The 19357-nt window shown below is 49.2% G+C and carries 15 protein-coding genes; 9 read left to right on the top strand and 6 right to left on the bottom strand.

Features of this window, described 5'->3' with window-relative positions; all coding sequences use genetic code 11:
* The first annotated feature begins 19 nt into the window (after positions 1–19).
* From ACK5NH_RS08065 to ACK5NH_RS08085, 5 genes are all read left to right on the top strand, one after another.
* Positions 20–1441 carry a TolC family protein gene (locus tag ACK5NH_RS08065; protein WP_416919040.1) on the top strand — a complete coding sequence of 474 codons (1422 nt, stop codon included), beginning with the start codon at positions 20–22 and terminating at the stop codon, positions 1439–1441.
* On the top strand, positions 1431–2405 hold the full coding sequence (locus ACK5NH_RS08070; RefSeq protein ID WP_416919042.1) for an HlyD family secretion protein: 975 nt from the start codon (positions 1431–1433) through the stop codon (positions 2403–2405). Before ACK5NH_RS08065 ends, ACK5NH_RS08070 begins: the two co-directional genes overlap by 11 nt.
* Before the next feature lie 53 nt (positions 2406–2458).
* Positions 2459–3694 carry an ABC transporter permease gene (locus ACK5NH_RS08075; protein WP_416919080.1) on the top strand — a complete coding sequence of 412 codons (1236 nt, stop codon included), beginning with the start codon at positions 2459–2461 and terminating at the stop codon, positions 3692–3694.
* Between the two features lie 4 nt (positions 3695–3698).
* Entirely contained in the window at positions 3699–4835 is a 1137-nt protein-coding gene (locus tag ACK5NH_RS08080) for an ABC transporter permease (RefSeq protein WP_416919044.1), read from the top strand.
* A 182-nt stretch (positions 4836–5017) separates the two neighbouring features.
* Entirely contained in the window at positions 5018–5419 is a 402-nt protein-coding gene (locus tag ACK5NH_RS08085; RefSeq protein ID WP_416919046.1) for a hypothetical protein, read from the top strand.
* A gap of 143 nt (positions 5420–5562) precedes the next feature.
* Here the strand turns inward: ACK5NH_RS08085 and ACK5NH_RS08090 are convergent, their stop codons facing one another.
* The gene (locus tag ACK5NH_RS08090; protein ID WP_416919048.1) at positions 5563–6102 is read right to left on the bottom strand and encodes an outer membrane beta-barrel protein; all 540 of its coding nucleotides are present in this window, start codon (positions 6100–6102) and stop codon (positions 5563–5565) included.
* Between the two features lie 514 nt (positions 6103–6616).
* Here ACK5NH_RS08090 and ACK5NH_RS08095 point away from each other — a divergent pair.
* Positions 6617–7948, top strand: coding sequence for an APC family permease (locus ACK5NH_RS08095; protein ID WP_416919050.1), 1332 nt, complete (start codon positions 6617–6619; stop codon positions 7946–7948).
* Positions 7949–8001: 53 nt separating this feature from the next.
* Here ACK5NH_RS08095 and ACK5NH_RS08100 read toward each other — a convergent pair whose 3' ends face one another.
* Positions 8002–10518 (bottom strand): Ig-like domain-containing protein, encoded by a 2517-nt coding sequence (locus tag ACK5NH_RS08100; protein WP_416919052.1) that lies wholly within the window; start codon positions 10516–10518, stop codon positions 8002–8004.
* A 28-nt stretch (positions 10519–10546) separates the two neighbouring features.
* Positions 10547–11080: a ribosome biogenesis factor YjgA gene (gene yjgA / locus ACK5NH_RS08105; RefSeq protein WP_011625015.1), complete on the bottom strand. Its 534-nt coding sequence runs from the start codon at positions 11078–11080 to the stop codon at positions 10547–10549.
* A 175-nt stretch (positions 11081–11255) separates the two neighbouring features.
* Between yjgA and pmbA the strand changes: the two genes are divergently transcribed.
* Positions 11256–12599: a metalloprotease PmbA gene (gene pmbA / locus ACK5NH_RS08110; protein ID WP_416919054.1), complete on the top strand. Its 1344-nt coding sequence runs from the start codon at positions 11256–11258 to the stop codon at positions 12597–12599.
* 145 nt (positions 12600–12744) lie between these two features.
* Here pmbA and ACK5NH_RS08115 read toward each other — a convergent pair whose 3' ends face one another.
* On the bottom strand, positions 12745–14871 hold the full coding sequence (locus tag ACK5NH_RS08115; RefSeq protein WP_416919056.1) for a TonB-dependent receptor: 2127 nt from the start codon (positions 14869–14871) through the stop codon (positions 12745–12747).
* A 186-nt stretch (positions 14872–15057) separates the two neighbouring features.
* On the bottom strand, positions 15058–15876 hold the full coding sequence (locus tag ACK5NH_RS08120; protein ID WP_416919082.1) for a substrate-binding periplasmic protein: 819 nt from the start codon (positions 15874–15876) through the stop codon (positions 15058–15060).
* 282 nt (positions 15877–16158) lie between these two features.
* On the opposite strand from ACK5NH_RS08120, the gene ACK5NH_RS08125 reads away from it, so the two are divergent.
* The gene (locus ACK5NH_RS08125; protein ID WP_416919058.1) at positions 16159–16392 is read left to right on the top strand and encodes a ribosome alternative rescue factor ArfA; all 234 of its coding nucleotides are present in this window, start codon (positions 16159–16161) and stop codon (positions 16390–16392) included.
* A 289-nt stretch (positions 16393–16681) separates the two neighbouring features.
* Here the strand turns inward: ACK5NH_RS08125 and rimO are convergent, their stop codons facing one another.
* A complete protein-coding gene (gene rimO, locus ACK5NH_RS08130) occupies positions 16682–18112 on the bottom strand; it encodes a 30S ribosomal protein S12 methylthiotransferase RimO (RefSeq protein ID WP_416919060.1) in 1431 nt (476 codons plus the stop codon).
* Between the two features lie 436 nt (positions 18113–18548).
* On the opposite strand from rimO, the gene ACK5NH_RS08135 reads away from it, so the two are divergent.
* Positions 18549–19259, top strand: coding sequence for an oxidative stress defense protein (locus ACK5NH_RS08135; protein WP_011624181.1), 711 nt, complete (start codon positions 18549–18551; stop codon positions 19257–19259).
* Positions 19260–19357: the final 98 nt, after the last annotated feature.

Consider the following 19357-nt stretch of genomic DNA (forward strand, 5'->3'; position numbering starts at 1 on the left):
AACTACTCTAGAGGTGTTAATGAAACTATCACGTTTGGCATGGCTGTGTTTATTGCCTTTGCCCTCGCTATTGCCGTTAGCGGTTAGTGCCCAGCCCAGTAGCTTTACTGAGGCTTGGCAGCAAGTGCTTAAGGTGAGCGATAAACTCCAGGCCCAATCCCAAGAGGTGAATCGCGCCAAGGGCGAGCAAGAGGCTGGCGAAAGTTTAAATCTGCCGTCCCTCAGCCTGAATGGCAGTTATACCCACCTCGAAAAACCAATTGAATTAGATTTAAGGGATCTTAATCCCTTAGCCTCGCTTGACCCTGCGACCTTGCCCCCCGCTCTCGGTGGCGCCTTGGCGAGTATTCCGGGTTCGATGTTTGTTACGCCTTTTACCGAGCAAGATATTTTCCGCGCCAGCTTACAGGCGATGTGGCCGATTTATACTGGTGGCCAGATCACTGCGGCTCAAGGCATTCATGCCGCCATGGTGGCCGAGAAGCAGCAAGAATTACAGTTAGCGACCCGTGATCTATTCACTCAATTAGTTGACAGATATTATGCCGTCGACGTGACTCAATCCCTCGTCAGCACCCAAACTGAGCTGGTGGCCTCCTTAACTAAGCACGTTGACCACTCGCTAGCGCTGGAGCGCGAAGGGCAAATCGCAAAGGTTGAACGCCTCAATGCCCAAGTCGCCTTAGACAACGCTAAGGTCAATTTAGGTAGCGCCCGCCGTCAACATGAAATGGCCGTTATCGCCCTATCGCGCATGTTGCAGCTGAGTGATGTCAGCACTAACTCGCCGTTGTTCGTCTTGCCACAGGCACCTTCATTGGGGGATTTAACCCAAGTGACCTTGAGCCAGCATCCCGCGCTTAAACTGCTTGAGGCTAAAGAAGCGCAGGCCAATGGTTTGGTTTCCTTAGAGAAAGGCAAATATCACCCCACGGTTTTCCTCTTTGGTAATTACACCTTATACGAAGATGACAGTTTGTTTTCTAAGGTGGAGCCGGACTGGATGGTGGGTGTCGGCGTAAAAGTGCCCTTGCTGAGTCGCGATGGCCGCAGTGGTAAGGTTGAAGCGGCTAAGAGTGCCTTGCTGCAAGCTCGTTACACTAAGGCGCAGACCCGCCAAGACTTAAGTTTGTTACTCGACCAAAGCTATCGCCAGTTATTGCAGGCCGAGGAAGAGGTTAAGGCATTGAATACCTCACTCGAACTGGCCACCGAGAACCTACGTTTAAGGGAGATCGCCTTTAATCAAGGGCTTTCGACCTCTATCGACAGGGTCGATGCCGAATTAAAACTGAGTGCCGTCAAAACCCAACAGCTCGGTGCCAGTTATCGTTATGTGCAAGCCTATGCCAGATTAATGGCCATCAGTGGTCAATTAGACGAATTTATTGGTCGCAGTGCCACAGGCACTCAATCGCAGGAGAGTATCAATGCGCGCTAACAGAATCCTTGCCCTAACGGCGTTGGTCGCATTAGGCCTTATCTTAGCCTATGGGCTTAAGCTGGCTTACAGCCCGCAGCCAAGCCTGTTGCAGGGGCAAATTGAAGCCCGCGAATATAACGTATCCTCCAAAGTGCCTGGGCGGGTTGAGCAGGTCCTTGTGCGCCGTGGTGATAGCGTCAATGAAGGTGATTTGTTATTTGCTATTCACAGTCCTGAGCTCGATGCCAAGCTGATGCAGGCAGAAGGTGGCCGTGATGCGGCAAAAGCACTGCAACAGGAGGCGAATAACGGCGCCCGCACCCAAGAGGTGATGGCGGCCAAGGAGCAGTGGCTTAAGGCTCAAGCGGCGGCAACGCTAGCTAAAACCACTTATACCCGAGTGGAAAATCTCTTCAACGAAGGAGTCGCCGCAAGACAAAAACGCGATGAAGCCTTTACCCAGTGGCAAGCGGCTAAGTATACAGAGCAAGCCGCATTAGCCATGTATCAAATGGCCGAAGAAGGCGCGCGGGTCGAAACCAAAGCGGCAGCGGCGGGCAATGCACGTATGGCCGAAGGCGCGGTGAAAGAAGTCAGTGCCATCATGGCCGACAGCCAAATGCGCGCGCCTAAATCTGGGGAAATCAGCGAAGTATTGTTGCAAGCGGGTGAGTTGGCGCCAAGTGGCTTCCCCGTGGTGAGTCTTATCGACATGCAGGACGCTTGGGCGGTATTCCAAGTGCGTGAAGATCAGCTAAAACGCTTTAAAAAGGGCGACAAACTGCAATTGACTCTGCCTGCGCTAGATAAAACCGTCGAGTTTATTGTCTCCCATATTAGTGTGATGGGCGACTTTGCGACTTGGCGATCAACCGAAAGCGGCCATGATTTTGATATGCGCACCTTCGAGGTGGAGCTGCGCCCCACTGCGTCGATCCCAGATCTGCGTGTCGGTATGTCCGTACTGCTTAGTGGTGAGTAACGACTGTGGCTAAGTTACCGAGCGAGCAAACGCATTTGAGCGAGTCTAAGCCGTTGAACGAGGCTCAGAATGCGACGCAGCCTGCATCTTCAGGCATCATTGCATTAGTGCGCCGCGAGCTTAGGGCGCTATGGCGCGATCCTTGGCAACTGGCCCTTATCAGTTACATCCCACTGCTGGGCATCTTGTGTCTCTGGTGGTTATTTAGTGCTGGGCTGCCACGGCAATTACCCGTGGCGATTGTCGACCAAGACCATAGCCAATTGAGCCGAATGTTGACCCGTCAACTCAAAGCTAACCCTGTCACCGAGCCGCGCAGTTTTACCGATCTCCCTTCGGCCGTCGCGGCCATGCAGCAGGCGCAGGTCTATGCCGTGGTGGTATTTCCCCATGATATGAAAAAGGATTTACTCATCGGCCATAAACCAACAATCGATGTGCGTTACAACAGCCAGTTTTTGCTGGTGGGTAAGCTGCTGTCGAGCCAAATTCAGTTGAGTCTAGGCGATGGACTGTTACAGGTCGCAGGCCTTAAGCAACTGATGACGGGCACGCCAAAATCCCAAGTGGCGGTGAATTTAAGCCCAGTAAAGAGCCAAACGACCGCGCTGTTTAACCGTAATAACAACTACATAGGTTTTTTAGTGCCGCCGGTATTGGTCGCACTCTGGCAGTTATTATCTATGTTGGTGATGGCCAACAGCTTAAATCGCGAGTTACACCTTAATGCCGCGCAGTCAGAGGATGGGATCTCCAATCGATTGACCGAGCATTTTTGGCCTAAGGTGTTGGCTAAAATCCTGTTGTTTACCCCGATATTGATGTTGCAAGGCGGGTTTATCCTCGCTTGGTTATATCTGTATCTGGCTTTGCCTTTTGCAGGCCGTTTAGCGCTGCTGCTGTTTGCCCAGTTGATTATGCTACTGGCGGTGTGGAGCCTAGTGCTGTTTATCTTTGTGCTGATGCGCGATAGCGCGCGGGTCATCAGTTTTTGTACTGCGCTGTTTGCTCCAGCCTTCGCCTTTATGGGGAACACTTTCCCTACCCATGAAATGCCGCAACTTGCCCAGTGGTGGCGACTTGTCATGCCATCGAGCCACTACATCGAGTCCCATGTAAGCGTGGTGAGTTATGGCGCCGCTTGGCCGACGCTGGCGCAGCAACTCAGCAGTTATTGGGGATTTATCGTTTTACTGCCTTTGATTTATGCCTTGGCAAGTAAATTACTGCCGATGACGGTGAAGGCTCAGGCTGTATTCGACGCCACACCTCTGTCAGTGAAGGGGTAATAGCATGACGTTATGGCAGTTAGTGCTCACTGAACTCAAGGCGATTGTTAGCGACAAGGCGATTGCCGTGACCCTATTCGGCGGTGTGCTATTTTATTCGGTGCTCTATCCCTTGCCTTACTTGCACCAAGTCCCTACAGAGCAACAGCTTGTTGTGGTGGATTTAGATCACTCTTCCCTAAGCCGTCAGCTTATTCGCCATGCGGATGCCAGTGCAAAAATCCAAGTGATAGGTCAAGTCGGCTCCATCACTGAGGCGAAGCGTTTTATTGAAACCGGCAAGGCCCACGGCTTACTCGTGATCCCTGAAGGGTTTCGCCGTGACTTACTGCTGGGTAAGGGCGTGACCTTAAGCTACGGCGGCGATGCCAGTTACTTCTTGATTTATTCGGCGGTGGCCGAGGGGCTTGTCAGTGCGGGAATGGATGCGGGTAAGCAAGTGCAATTAATTGGAATGCTCGCGCAGGGGAAAAATCCAAAAGAAGCCGAGCAGAACCTAAACTCGCTGCATTTAAACAGTGTACCCGCCTTTAACCCTAGCCTAGGTTATACGCCCTACGTGGTGCCTGGGCTGTTCTTACTTATCCTGCATCAAACCTTGTTGATTGGGACTGGGATCCTTGGTGCGGGGCAGTGGCGCAGCCGCAGCTATTGGCAGCAGGTCTCGCCGCTGCAATTGGTCTGTGGTCGTATTCTGGCCTTTATGTTGATTTATATTGTGTTTACTAGCTTTTACGTGGGGTATTGTTACCACTGGTATAAGGTGAGCATTCAGGCGAGTCTTGGTTTAGTGGTGCTATGGTTGTTGCCATTTTTACTGTCGACGGCTGCGGCAGGGGTTGCCATGAGCACCCTGTTTAGCCGCCGTGATTTACCGACTCAAGTATTGCTGCTGATTTCCATGCCTATCTTGTTTGTCTCCGGCTTTGTCTGGCCGATTGCCTTGATCCCTGAGCCCTTGGTGCTGGGGTCGCAGATTATCCCTGCGGTTCCCGCCATTATGGGTATGTTGGAGCTGAATCAAATGGGGGCAAGCTGGGCGAGTGTGCTGCCAAAATGGTTACAGCTTTGGGGACTGTTTACGCTGTTTTTTTGCCTTGCCATTCTAGGGATTCAACGCCGCTTGCGGGCATTAGGTTAACGCTGTGCACCTAAGGATGCGGTGTCATTTGCGCTAACAAAACACTGATTTTTACGTTTGTATTAAATTTGTTATTGGATATTAGGCAGATATAGATATAATCGTCCGGCAAAAAATTAAACAGGGGCCGTTTAATTTCGAAGCAATTGCTTCATTTTTTATCGCATCAAAAGGAAGATGAAATGCGTAAAATTACTTTACTCTCTCTGGCCATTGGCAGTTGTTTTCTTGCCGCCTGCGCCGCAAAACCACCTATAGTAGCTCAAGAAAAAACCGTTGAGATCGATGGTATCAATCTCGTTTTTGGCGGCAGCTATGATACTGAACGCAAAAATATTTCACTGTCTGTGAATGGCGACTCAGTGATGAAAGGCACTTTTCCTCCCTACACGCCAACCCAAAACCTAAGCGGTAAGTACAAGGGATATACCATCTCTAGTCAATGTTATTTTGGATCTGTTCTGAGCAGCCAAGGTGGTGCATTTGGAGCGATTGCGGGTGTGGTCCAAGCGACTAAATCTAGTTCGGGTGATAAATGCGATATGCTGGTTAATGGTAAAATCGTAGAAAGCCTTTACTTCTAAGCTTCTCTCACATCGATTTATGGCCCCTGTATCTTGAATGTAAGTCTTTGTCGATGGTCGTATCTGTACAGTAGGCTGTCCAAAAAAAGGGAGTACCCAAATAATTTAGGTACTCCAAGAAAATAATGAGGGAGAAAGTAGTGTTAGAACTTGTAGTCTAGGGTGAGATAAACCTGTTGACTGTTGTTGATTTCATTACCGTTTTCTTCATAGTCTTGGGCTAAATAACGGTAGCCAAGATCCGATGAGAAATGCTCACTCCATTTGTATTGCACGCCAACTTGACCGCCATAAACGAAATCAGTAGCCGATTTGCCTGAAACTTTGTTGTCGTTTGCGCCAATGCTGACACCGGCGAACAGGTTAACGTCTTTATGCACTGGTAACAGGTAGTCATAGGACACTAACCAGCTGTACTGTTCCTGTTTGTACTTCTCGTTGGCAAAGTTGAATTTATCTTCCATATAGCCAAAAGTACCGGTAATGCGGTGGTTTTGCTCAATCAACATACCAACGCGGGCTTGATAGCTCAGGTCTTCGGTGTCTTTGTTGACAACACCTTCAATTTCATCGGCTTGATAACCTAAACCCATACCCGCGAAGTAATCGATCTCGACGGCTTGAACGCTGCTACACAGTAAGGCTGCACCTGCTGCCATCATCATGGTTTTATTCAGTTTCATCATGGACTCCTAAGACTGCTAAGTCGTTTTATTAAAATCATATCGGGTTGATGGAACATACTTTACGGCAACCCTTCAGCTGGGATAAGCCCATAACAGCGTGTCTCTTTGTCTCAAAAATCGCGACAATCAGATCAAGTTCACACTGATAAGTACAATATTTGTACGCTTATCCTTAAGAGTGGAGATTCAGTTCTGAATAGGAAGGTTTTTATCTGCCTGTAGCACAGATAGGCAACTTAATGCCCTTATTGGGTTGTCTTCGACTCTGTTTTGGGGGAGAATGCGCGCCGCAAAAATAACCGGGGTATTCAGTATCTCGGTTATTTTCTTTTTGAGTGTATGGGTTTTAAACCAATTGAGGCCGGTAAACATCCGGAAATGATATGAGGTTCGTTTGAACCTACTTTACTGAGGACAATTCAATGGGGCTGTTGTTTACCGGATGTTCGGTAGTTGCCGTAAATCAATCTGTTGCGTTTGCAATTCCACCTGCTGCAAAAGGAGGTTGGATATGAGCCAACAAAATCCAGGCTTAAAGCAAAGCCTTAGTCTGTGGCAAGTGGTTGTGATGGGATTAGCCTATCTCACGCCAATGGCCGTGTTTGACACCTTTGGCATTGTCTCCGAGATCACCTCAGGCCATGTGGCCACCTCTTACCTGCTCGCGTTAGCGGGGATCCTGTTTACCGCCTTTAGCTACGGTCACTTAGTACGTAAATATCCCTATGCGGGCTCGGCCTATACCTATGCGCAAAAAACCTTTAGCCCGAATGTCGGCTTTATGGTGGGCTGGTCATCGCTGCTCGATTATATGTTTATGCCGATGATCAATATGTTGCTGGCAAAGATTTACCTCACGGCCATGTTCCCTAACGTCGAACCGTGGATTTTTATCTTTAGTTTAGTCGCTGTGATGACGGTATTAAACCTGAGGGGCATAGATTTAGTGGCGAATTTTAATGGTGTTATCGTATTTGCCCAGATAGCCATTATCTTAGTGTTTATCGGTTTAATGGCCCACAGCCTGTCCCTTGGCGAAGGTGAAGGTGTGATTGCCAGTGTGCGTCCATTCTATTCCGAAGAGATAAGCCTTGCGCCGCTATTTACTGGCGCGACTATTCTGTGTTTCTCCTTCTTAGGCTTCGATGGTTTAAGTTCGTTGAGTGAAGAAACCAAGGACGCTAAGCGAGTCATCCCCCGCGCCATCGTGCTGACGGCGCTGATTGGCGGCGTAATTTTTGTCAGCGTATCCTATTTCTTACAGCTGTTTTTCCCGGATATTTCTCGCTTCCAGCAGTTAGATGCTGTGCTGCCAGAGATTGCCCTGTATGTGGGGGGGAATTTATTCCAGTCAGTGGTGCTGGTGGCCACCACCATTGCGGTGTTGGCCTCGGGCATGGCCGCCCATGCGGGTGTGGCACGTATTCTCTACGTGATGGGACGTGACAATATGCTGCCCAATAAAGGCTTTGGCTATATTCATCCCAAATGGCGCACGCCGGCATTTAACGTGATTCTGGTGGGATTACTGGCGCTTTCGGCGGTCTCCTTCGATCTTGAAATGGCACTGGCGCTCGTCAACTTTGGCGCGCTCGTTGCCTTTACCTTTGTGAACCTGTCGGTGATAGTGCAGTTTTATATCAAAGAGAAACGCAACCAATCCCTTAAAGAGCACATGCAGTATTTCGTCTTACCCTTGTGCGGCGCGGCGACTATTGGCGTGCTGTGGCTTAACCTTGAGCCTCAGTCCTTAGAGCTTGGTTTAATTTGGGCGGCTGTTGGGGTCTTGTACTTGGCGCTGCGAAGCCTACGTTTACGCAAGGCGGTAGAGTTACAGAATTAACCGAGAAATTGAGTTAGAAAGTAAAAGACCCGCCTTGGCGGGTCTTTTGGTTTTTACAGTGTCGGCACGGCAAAGCCTAAATTGGAGGTCTTAATCTCCTTAGGCGTAGTGGTCACTATGCTGACTTGACTCCCCGCAGAGGCGGTGAAACTGAGTGGTGTGCCTAAGCCATTCTTCGCGGTGAGAATATTGGCTACCTCAATGATTTCTGGTGTACCGTTACAATCGACACAGAGCTCGATTTTGGTCTTGGCAGGCAGAATTTGCTTGGCGCTGTCGTGCACAAACACCACAAACTCAGACTCGGCACCTGCGGCAACGGGTTTAATATCATTGATGCTAGGTAGTAGCACGCCGTCTTGCTGCACACTGATATAAGCTTGCGAACCAGACATGCTTAGCACCAAAGCCTTACGAATGTAGATTTTATTCGCTTGGTCTTTGCCACAGAGGCTGCCTTCACATTGAGGGCCGTTAAACTTGCCATCGGCGGCAAGATAAGTCCCACTGTTTTGAGTATTTAAATATTTCTCGCCTGAATTCCAGATACCATCTTCATTATCATCCCTGAAGGCATCTCCTAAATCACTGAAGCCTTTAGGCAGGTAGGTTTCGATATCCATCCCGTTGCCAGTACATTTTGTGGCAATACCGGCACGATTTAAACAAGCCAAATCCGTTACTGGCGCGCCATTGATATCTTTACTGATATCAGCATCATCAAAGATGTTATTGCCATTGGTATCAAAGAAGGTCTCGTGACCTAAGGCATACGCAAGAATAGTGCTACGGTGGTCGGTGAGGCGTGCATTTTTAGACGTCCAAATAACACTACAAGCACCATCTAGTGTTAAGCATGAAGATGTAATACCACCGCCTTCGGTCGTAAAGTTAACCGTAGTATTGTTGGGAGCTGGGTTTCCAAAGCTGTCCGACAGTCTGGCGGTAATAGTCGCAGTTTCACCGTCATAATCGCCCGCTTCTGGGTTAAATATGGTCGTAGAAAGGCTAAAGCCAAGCTGCTGTGGCAGGCCCGTATTAACCGTTAATTGCTCGGATTGGCTAGTGATCACTTCCTTAGTATCGGCATCCACTGCGCTGGCGACTACGCGAACAGGGGTCGGTACTGTGCCTGAAAGTACGCGTACACTGGCGATACCTTGGGAGTTTGTTTGCCCCTCGGCATTGGCGCTGCCATTTGAAAAACTTAAGCCACCAACCACAGTATCTAAATTAAAACTGACCTTTTGCTGCGCTGCTGGTTGGCCATTAGCGCTGATCACCTTAAAGCTCACCAGCGATGATTCGCTCGACCCAGTCCCACCCGCGCCTTTAATGCGAATTTGGTTAGGCTCTGCCGCTTCAAAGCTGATGCTAGCTAAGGTTTGGCGTTGTAGTGTAAAGGGGAAGTTTGCCGTCAGCGTTTGATTACCTACTACTGTGGTCGCGACGATTTGATCGTTACGCTCGCTATTACCGCTGCAACTGGTGTCTTGGAAGGTCGAGCTGGCATTACCCGATAGGGTCGTGACAGGCGTGTCTAAGGTTGCACTATTGCTGGCAGTACAGTCAGAGCTGAAACTGATAGATGACGGCGTCTGTACGCGAGTGATAGTGCCATCGCTGGCCTCTAACACTAAGCTTGCGGTCACGCCAAAGCTGCCGCCCGCGCTGATTTTATAACTGCCATCGACCTGCGCCGTTAACGTACTCGCCAGTTTACCTTCGGTAAAACTGCCGCCATTAAAGGAGCCTAATTTTAAGGTGCCGGCTTCGTTAACGGCATCTTTGCTGAGCACTTCATATAAGCTGCTGCTTTGTAGCGATTGCCCTTGATAATCCACTGTTACCGTTAAGGCATTGGCGCCTAATTCGGTCGCGCTCGGGGTGTAAGTTACTTGGGCAATACCTTGCTCATCGGTTAGCGCGCTGGCAGGGGTTAAGGTGGCCGAACCCGCGCTAAAGGTGACCTTGGTTTTGGCAATACCGTTACTCTCGGCATCGAGTAAGATGGCCTGCAGTTGCACGGCTTCATCCACTTTAAAGCGAGTCACTAAATTCGCGCCGCTAAGAATACTGGCGCTAAGTTTTGGGGCGATTGATGCGCCCGTACCATCGATAGTGCCGGTAAATTCATAGTTGCGAGTCGCTGATAGCACTGTGCTTGAGTCATTTGGGGTGGTCGTTGCTGTAATAGTGCCAGCATTGATGAGCAAATCTGGATTACTAACAATAACAATGGCTTCACCGTTGCTATCTGTGAGTTTGCTTTCCGGTGTTAACGCCCCAAGGTCGCTCGTAAAGTTAACCCTCTGATTGCTGACCTTAGCCGAACCTTTGTTTAACTTGGCGACAGCACAAAAACCTGCGTCTTTAGGGAAACTTTGAAGTGAGGTAAAACTGCCACATTGACTACCCGATAGGGTTTTAAAGTCGATAGACAGTTTGTAAGTACCGTCGCTGGCATCTGTGCCACCGTTATCTTCGTCAGAAGGGCCGTTACAGCCCCAAAGTCCAAATAAGCCAATAGAAAGCAAAGTAAGATTGCAAAACGTGTTGCTAAATCGCATAAGCAAACATCCTTGTTGGGCTGAATTGTTAGTCTTGGATTTCGCTGCGTAGGTATTTAAACAGCTCTTTTGATGATTTGGACTCAGGGCCTTTTGCCAACTCTTTTGTGGCTTGGCGCACTAAGGTACGCAGCTTCTGTCTGTCCAGCTGTGGGTAATGTTCCACTAAGGTTTGAATTTCGCTGTCGCCCTGGCTCAGTAAACGCTCGCGCATTTTCTCGAACATTTGCAGCTTAGCGGTTTCGTTGTTGTTTTTGTTCAGTACGATAGCGAGCGCGGCTTTAATTGGCTCCACATCGACGTTACGCATCAACTTACCGATATATTGCATATGGCGGCGATAGGCTTCGGTCTTCGGCTTAATCTTATGAGCTTGTTGGATGCTGTCATATAAGTGCTCGTCCAGCTCGATTTTATCTAGCTGGGTCTTGCTGAGCGACACCAATTCCATACCGACTTTTTGAGCAGCTTCGCAGTCACGCTTGTCCTCGGTTTTGCTGACATACTCTTCGTCACTGTCATAGGGTTGTTTAAAATGCTCTGAATCACCAACAATCTTCATATAGATAAAACCTCAGTTAAATAACGGCCTAATAATAACATCTCCCGCCAAAAATCGCCTAACGAAAGCGCGTGCGCCATGGCTGAGATTGACGAAATAAGCGCGCAATAAATAATGAGAATGGCATGGGTGTTTGTTATGCTAACGCCATTGCCGACAACGAAAGAGTAGCTTTGTGTCTTTGAACAGAATCGATAGTGAATTGGGCGCGCTGAAAGATGCGGTTGCCGTGGCCCTCGAATATGCCAATAAATTAGGGACAAATGCCGCCGAAGTGGCGATCAGCAAACAACAGGGATTATCGGTTTCAACCCGCTTAAAAGAAGTGGAAACAGTTGAATTTAATAAAGATGGCGCCCTAGGGATTACGGTTTATCGCGATGGTTGCAAGGGCAGTTCATCGACTTCCGATCTCAGTCCCGAAGCCATTGCTCTGGCGGTGAAAGCGGCGGACGATATTGCCCGTTATACTTCTGCCGACCCCTTTAGCGGTTTAGCCGACAAAGCCCTAATGGCGACTGAGATCCGCGATCTTAAGCTCTATTATCCTGAAGATATTTCCCCCGACGAATTAGCCCAATTGGCGATTCGCGCAGAAACCGCGGCGCTCGATGCCGACTCGCGCATCAATAACTCCGATGGTGCCAGCGCAAACGCCCACACTTCGGTCAAGGTTTACGGCAATAGCCACGGCTTCTTAAATGGTTATTGCAGCTCGCGCTACAGCTTAAGTTGCAGCGTGATCGGCGAAGACAGTGATGGCAACATGCAGCGGGATTACGATTACACTATCGCCCGTAAATTCAGTGAGATGCTATCTCCAGAATCCGTAGGTTTGAAAACCGCACAAAAGACAGTGAGCCGTTTAGGCGCGCGTAAGATTGCGACTTCGCGTTTACCTATTCTGCTTTCGCCTGAAATCGCCACAGGGCTTATCGGCCATTTAGTCGGTGCGATCAGCGGTGGCAGCTTGTACCGTAAATCCAGCTTCCTGTTGGATGCGATTCATACCCAAATCTTCCCCGATTGGTTCAACATTGAAGAACAACCGCATCTGCTGGGCGCACTTGCCAGTGCCAACTACGATAGCGAAGGTGTGGCGACCCAAGATAGACGCATCATCGACCGTGGTATGTTAGAAAGCTATCTGCTGACCAGCTATTCGGCGCGCAAATTAGGCTTAACTAACACAGGCCATGCGGGCGGCATCTACAACTGGACGCTGGCGCACACTGGCCAAAGTTTCGATGAGCTAGTCAAAGGCATGGGCACTGGCTTGATTGTCACAGAAGTGATGGGCCAAGGCGTGAATATGGTAACGGGGGATTATTCCCGCGGCGCCGCTGGTTTTTACGTGGAAAATGGCGAAGTGCAGTTCCCCGTCGAAGAGATCACTATCGCGGGCAATTTGAAGGATATGTTCCGTGGGATTCAGGCGGTCAGTAAAGACTTCGATTTACGTTCGTCTATCCGCACCGGCGGGATCTTATTATCCGAGATGAAGGTCGCGGGTAACTGATTGAGTTAACTTAGTCGGGTTCATTTAATGACTCAGTTCTCACCAAGTGAGCTTTAAACAAAAGGGCAAATGCAGCTGCATTTGCCCTTTTTGATTTAATTGCCTCGTCCTAAATAGCCTTGCCACTTGTTAGCGGCGCTGCTTATTAGAATTTGTAGCTAGCGCCTAATTCAAATGAGCGGCCCGAGCCTGCGACTTGGCTAAAGCCACCCGTGCTATCGGCCTTAAATTCGGCAAGGTTGACACCACCCAGTGGCAGTTCGTAGTAAGTATCAAACAGGTTGTTGATCGCAAAGGTTAAACTCAGCTCTTGCCATTTGATACTGCTGCTTAAATTTAACAGCGAATAGCTGTCGGTCTCATTTTCTAAGCGGCGATCATCGACCTTATCCTTAGTCGCTACCCATTGCCATGACAGGCGGTTTTCCCAATTACCCAGTTGATGGCTAAGGGCTAACTCGGTTTGTAGCGGTTTGATTTGATAAAGCGGCTTGTTACCCTCATCGCGCTCGCCACGGGTGATATCGAGCTTACCTTGCATCTGCCATTTACCGCTGTCGGTATCGGCTAATAGGTAGTTCGCACTCAACTTAGCGCCATATAAATTGGCATCTTCGTTGGTGAATTTAAGGATATTGCGTTTACCGTTGGCTAGGCCAGTACGGTTAAAGCTGCCAATCACCTCGGCATCAATATAGTCGGTTACCGCGCTATACCAAGCCGTGGTCGAGAATTGCCATGCATCGCCATTAAACTTATAGGCCGCGCTCAGGGTGTGCGCCGTTTCGGGCTTAAGATCGGGGTTACCCACATAACCGTTACCGTCGCCATACCAGCCGATCATAGTGGTTGCCATCACGCCACGGCCCCAGCTGTAACGCTCATACAGGTTTGGCGCGCGGTTTTTACGGGCTAAGCCAAATTCCAATTGTTGTTTGGCCGATAGCTTATAACGCGCTAACAGAGTGGCGTCGATAAGGTTATCGTCTCGGCTTCTATCCATAGCATTAAAGGCTTTGGCTGCCTCGGCATCCATATTCGGCATGCCCATCATGGGCATATTGCTGTAGGCCTGCACTTCGCCAGTATCTGTGGTGACATATTCGTAGCGTATCCCTGCAGATAGCCACCAGAGTGGCGTGAGGTTTTGTTGCCATTCGCCGTAGACTGCGGCGCGGCGGCGTTCACCGTCGTTGATATTGATATAGTCATTGGGGGCCATCATAGTGCCGGGCACGGCTGGCCAAGTATCATCGAGTTGATAGTTATAATATTCCTGCCCGATGAGTAGCGTGCTGTTATCGCCCATAGGTAAGCGCCAATGCAGTTGGTAGCTGTAATCGCTGCCCTCTGTATTCATTGGCATCTTGCCGGTTTTTTCTGGAGTGAAGAAGCCCATTTCATGCTTCACACTGTGCCAGTTTAACTGGGCGCTAAATTCGCCGTCGTTGTCTAAATCCCGCAGATAGCGGACTAGGGTGCCATAACTCTTGTTATCCGTCATATCCATGTATTGGTTAGGAAAACCTTGGAACGGGATAGCTTGGTGCGTTAGCTTAATCGCCAGTTGTTGTGTGTCATCGCGCCATGCCGCCGTTAAGGCGTGGTTTTGGGCGCGATAGAGGGTATCGAGCACTTTATCGCCGTGACCATCCTGGTAGCTATTGGCATCCTCATAGGCGCCTTGATAGCTGAAACTTAAGTTCTTACTGGCAATTCCAGCCTTAGCACCGAGTAAGAAGGCGTCGCTGGTGCTGCGGTATCCCGATGAAATCTCGCCGCTTTCGAAGCTGAGGTTTTCGCTGTCGTTAAACTTTGGATTGAGGCTATTAACTTTAATCACCCCGGCGATATTGTCGCCGCCTGCACTAACAGGGGACACGCCCGCGACCACTTCTACCGAGCTGATTTGGTTAGCTGACACGTAGGAAAGTGGTGGGTTCATTTGGTTAGCGCAGGAAGCGGTGATATCCGCGCCATCGACTAACACTTTAATGCGATCGCCCATCATGCCATTAAGCACGGGCAAGGCGGAAACGCCGCCCGCTTCGGAGAAATCGACACCTTGGTCTTTCAGCAAGGCATCGGCCGAGCCTAAGGCATTACGGCCAATACTCTGCTCGCCATGGACTTGAATACGTTCAATTTGAGTCTGATTGGTCTCGTCGGCCATGGCCTGTGAGGCAACCGAAGCGCCAAATGCTAAGGTCAGCGCGCTGGCGATTGCGGAGCATTTAAAGCCGTGGGGGATAGTTGAAGCGTTTGCAGCCATCGTTTTGTCTTCCATTCACTCGGATAAATTGCGCTGCATTATAAAGATCATCCGAGTGTGACAGGTGCGGCATATTGTCGCAGAGCTTATAAAGACAAAGCTGAAATAGCGGCCTGAAGGCTAGCTAGCACCGAGATGAAGATAAGCTAGAGGATAACAAGCGGCGCGGTTTAACACGCCTTTGGATTAACCGAAGTGATTAAAGTAGATACGCTGGGTTTCCCCTTCGGCATCCATGGCGGCGAGTGCCTTGGCAAACTCATAGGCCTTCGAATCTTCGGCCAGTCTGTTGGGGCTGTTATCTGGGCTGACGGGTAAGTCTGCACGGTAGTTAGGGTTATGTTGCCCGCGAAAATGGCGGCTTTTTTTCGAAAATCCCAAATACATGGGCAGAGGCTGCTGACAGCAATTAGGGTGTAGCTTAAATTGGCTCATATCCCGATTTTTAAGGTAATAAGTAATGGTTGCCTGATCGTAGATAAAAAAATCCCCTTGGCTGGCAAGCAGATGATCTAAGGCCTTAGGTACATCGAGCTCGGGCGGTTTACGTACCGACATGGTCTCGGGTAAGCCGTTAAAGTCATAACTGCCGGGCGCGATTAGCAGTGTCATTCCGCTCTGGGATAGTTGCTCGAGTGAAATGATATCGGCGGCTCCCGCACGGCTAATCCCTATAGCGCGTTCCGACAAACCGTTAGCTATGAAATGGGCAAATTGGGCGCGTTCCTCACTAAAACTGAGCCCTGGGTAAAAGTCGATATTACCGAGCTTGAGATCCCGCAAAATCCGCATCTTAGGCGCCCGCGTGATCCTGAGTTTGCAACCAATCCGCTCGGCGGCGGCTTGATAGATGTCGTGGTAAAAGCCTTGGTTATTGGGTTCGTGTTGGATAAAAGGAAGGCGCTCACTGGTGCGATACCCCATGGTAATGATGCACTCAGAGCTTGAAAAAGCCTGCGCTAAGCTGGGGAAGAAACTGAGTAACAAGAAAACGAGGCTAAGCAAAGGCCGATAAATAACTGCAAACTGCAAAATGATCTCCTTATCCCGTGATTACAAAGGGTAATCTTGCCGCCAATGGGCGAGCTAAAAGTACAACTAAGGCGAAGGCTTGTTAGCCTAATGTATTATTTTTATTGAATTAATCTATCATACTTTTTGATAATAAAAAGAGAGATTCTTTGCACTACTGCACAAACTCTGTACATCTTGTCATATTGCGCTATAGTGTCGCCGCAGGTCGGGTGAGGTACATTTGGCCTGTATGAAATTAATTGAGGAGTTCCTATGGCAAAGCTTAAAGATACTAGCGTGCTCGAACATGAAAATGGTCGCGGCACTATTACCGACAACGCACTCAAGGCTGTGGTGACGAGTTCACTGTTTAGAATGCGAACCGAAAAGCCGAAAAAAGGCAAAGGGTCTTACAACCGTAAAGCAGCAAACCGAAAGGGGTATCAGCACAGGGGCGGTACCCCTTTCGACTTTATGGGGCTTGCCTCGCTAGTGTTGAAGTTTTAACTTTGCTCGCCTTGTAACTTGTCTCTCCCTTATCTCTGCTCGATTTCTCTTTGATTCTTATCCAGTAAGCCTCTTAACGCACCATTCCTGAACTTATTCCTCGACTTATTTGCTCTGCCATTTGCTGCCTATTTCCTTCAATACCTATCACTAGGCTGGTAACGATTGCCCATAAAAAAGCGAGTCCTTGACTATTAGTATTAATATCAAGGGCTCGCTATTTATGTTTTTAATCCGGCTAATCGACTGCCGAGGGCAAGCACTTAAGTAGCACGCTTAAGTCGAGTGCTTAAGCCTCGATATCATCTTCTGCATCGGCGTCGACTAACTCGGCCCACAGATCGTGTTCGTCCGAGTGAGTGATCACAGCACGGACTAACATGCCGGGTTCGAGTTCGGTTTCACCGTTGATAAAGACCATGCCGTCGATTTCTGGAGCATCGGCGAAGCTGCGGCCAATCGCGCCTTCTTCGTCAACGTCATCGATCAGAATATCCATAGTGCGGCCAACAAAACGGGCTAAACGCTCGGCGCTGATCTTGGCTTGGACTTCCATAAATCTGTGGTATCTGTCTTCTTTCACGTCTTCGCTGATAAGTTCAGCGATGGTGTTGGCTACAGCGCCTTCCACTTCTGAGTACTTGAAGCAGCCAACGCGGTCGAGGCGCGCTTCACGCAGGAAGTCGAGCAGCATTTCGAAGTCTTCTTCGGTTTCGCCTGGGAAGCCCACGATAAAGGTTGAGCGGATCACCAAGTCTGGGCAGATTTCGCGCCAGCGTTGAATCGCTTCTAACTGACGGTCAACGCGGCCTGGACGCTTCATCATTTTCAGGATGCGTGGGCTGGCGTGCTGCATTGGAATGTCTAGGTATGGCAGGATTAAACCTTCGGCCATCAAGGGGATCAGATCGTCAACCCATGGGTATGGGTAGATGTAGTGTAAACGTACCCAAGCGCCCATCTTGCCCAGTTGGCGAGCAAGGCTAGTGATGTCTTGCTTCACTGGCATACCGTTCCAGAAGTCGGTGCGGCCGCCCTTGTCTTTACCGTAGGCAGAGGTGTCTTGGCTAACGACTAAAATTTCTTGCACGCCTGATTCAACCAAACGCTTGGCTTCATCTAATACGCTACCCGCTCCGCGGCTGTCTAAATCGCCACGCAGTGCTGGGATGATACAGAAGGTACAACGGTTATCACAACCCTCTGAAATCTTTAAGTAAGCGTAATGCTTAGGCGTTAATTTAACCCCAGTTTGTGGGATTAAAGAGGTAAATGGGTTGTGCTCTGGTTTTGGCACGTACTTGTGTACATGCTTTAACACGGCTTCGTAGCTGTGCGGACCGGTGATTTCGAGCACATCTGGGTGCACTTCACGAATTTGGTTTTCTTTGGCGCCTAAACAGCCAGTCACGATCACTTTGCCGTTTTCTTCTAGGGCTTCGCGCACCGCATCTAAGGATTCTTCAACCGCCGCATCGATAAAGCCACAGGTGTTGACGATAACCAGATCGGCATTGTCGTAGCTGTTGGTGACTTCATAGCCGTCGATGCGTAATTGGGTCAGAATGCGCTCTGAGTCCACTAGGTTTTTTGGGCAACCCAAAGACACGAAACCGATGCGATTCCCTGTAGCAGTAGAATCAGCACTCGCTGCTTCTAATGTCTTGGCTGGGGTCTCAAGCGTGGTTGTTTGCTTAGGATTAAAAGTTTCAACTGTCATGGTGTCTCGCTGATGCTGATAAAAGAGCGCCGTAAAAAGAGCGCGGATTATACCTGAAGTGATTAAAAGGTACAGTGTCTTTGGGTGAAAAGTGTACAGCCAAGAGTGCGTTTCTACCAGTTGCGGCGCGGCAGAGTCCGTAGCTTAGTTATCCCGCCGCATTTCATCTTGAGTGAATGGCTTTACGGTTTGAATGGCGCAGTGCACTGCCGTTCGCCGCCGATTTAAAAAATTTTCAAAAAAATTAACCCTTTTTATTTTTGCCTGCGTTTATAGGGATAGTTTGCATGATGCGTGGCTATCGCAACGGACGACAAATCGGGCTGTTACATATTGGTGCTGTTACATATTGGTACAGCGAGTCGCACTTTTAACCGATAGCCGCCGCGTCAGAACCACGGCAGTCTCGCCTTAAATGATTTAGTTGGAGTTAACAATGAAGCATTCTCTTTTAGCTGTATTAGTGGCTGGTGGTCTTTTTTCAGGTGTGTTTACCGCGAAGGCGATGGCCGCCGACGTAGATTTTCCCCATATCGAAACCATGGGGGTGAGTCAAATTCAGGTTGAGCCGGATATGGCAGAGCTTAATGTCGAAGTAGCCGTTACCGAGAAAGAGGCTAAGGCCGCCAAGGATAATTCGGATGCCGCAGTGGCGAAATTTATCGCCCGTTTAACCGCCGCGGGCATTACCAAGGAGCAAATCCAAAGCGCTAACTTAAATCTGCAGCCGCAATATGTGTATGCCCAGGATAAGGCGCCAGAGCTGAGTGGTTATACCGCGAGTCGCCAAATCACAGTCACCATTAGTGATTTAGCCCGCTTAAATACCATTTTGGACTCCGCCTTAGAGGAGGGGATTAACAGGGTCAATAATATCGCCCTTAAGTCGAGCAAAGAGGCCGAGTATGTGGCCAAGGCGCGCCAAGCGGCGATTGTCGATGCTAAACAAAAAGCCGAAAGCTTAGCTAAGGGATTTGGGGAGAACTTAGGTAAGGTGTGGCAAATTCGTTATTACGATCAACGCCCTGTGCAGCCCGTGATGTTACGTATGAATGCCAAGGCCGATGCCATGGGCGCTGCCGAAAGCTATCAATATGGCCAAGTCACTATCGAAGATAGAGTCGAAGTGGTTTATAAACTCAAATAAAACAACAGTAAATCAAAACGATGGATGAAGCTTGCAGATCTCATCCATCGTTTATTTTGTATTTAAATCTATCAGTGCTCTGCCATGAATTTACACAA

The sequence above is a fragment of the Shewanella sp. genome (assembly GCF_047975355.1).
Lineage (GTDB): Bacteria > Pseudomonadota > Gammaproteobacteria > Enterobacterales > Shewanellaceae > Shewanella.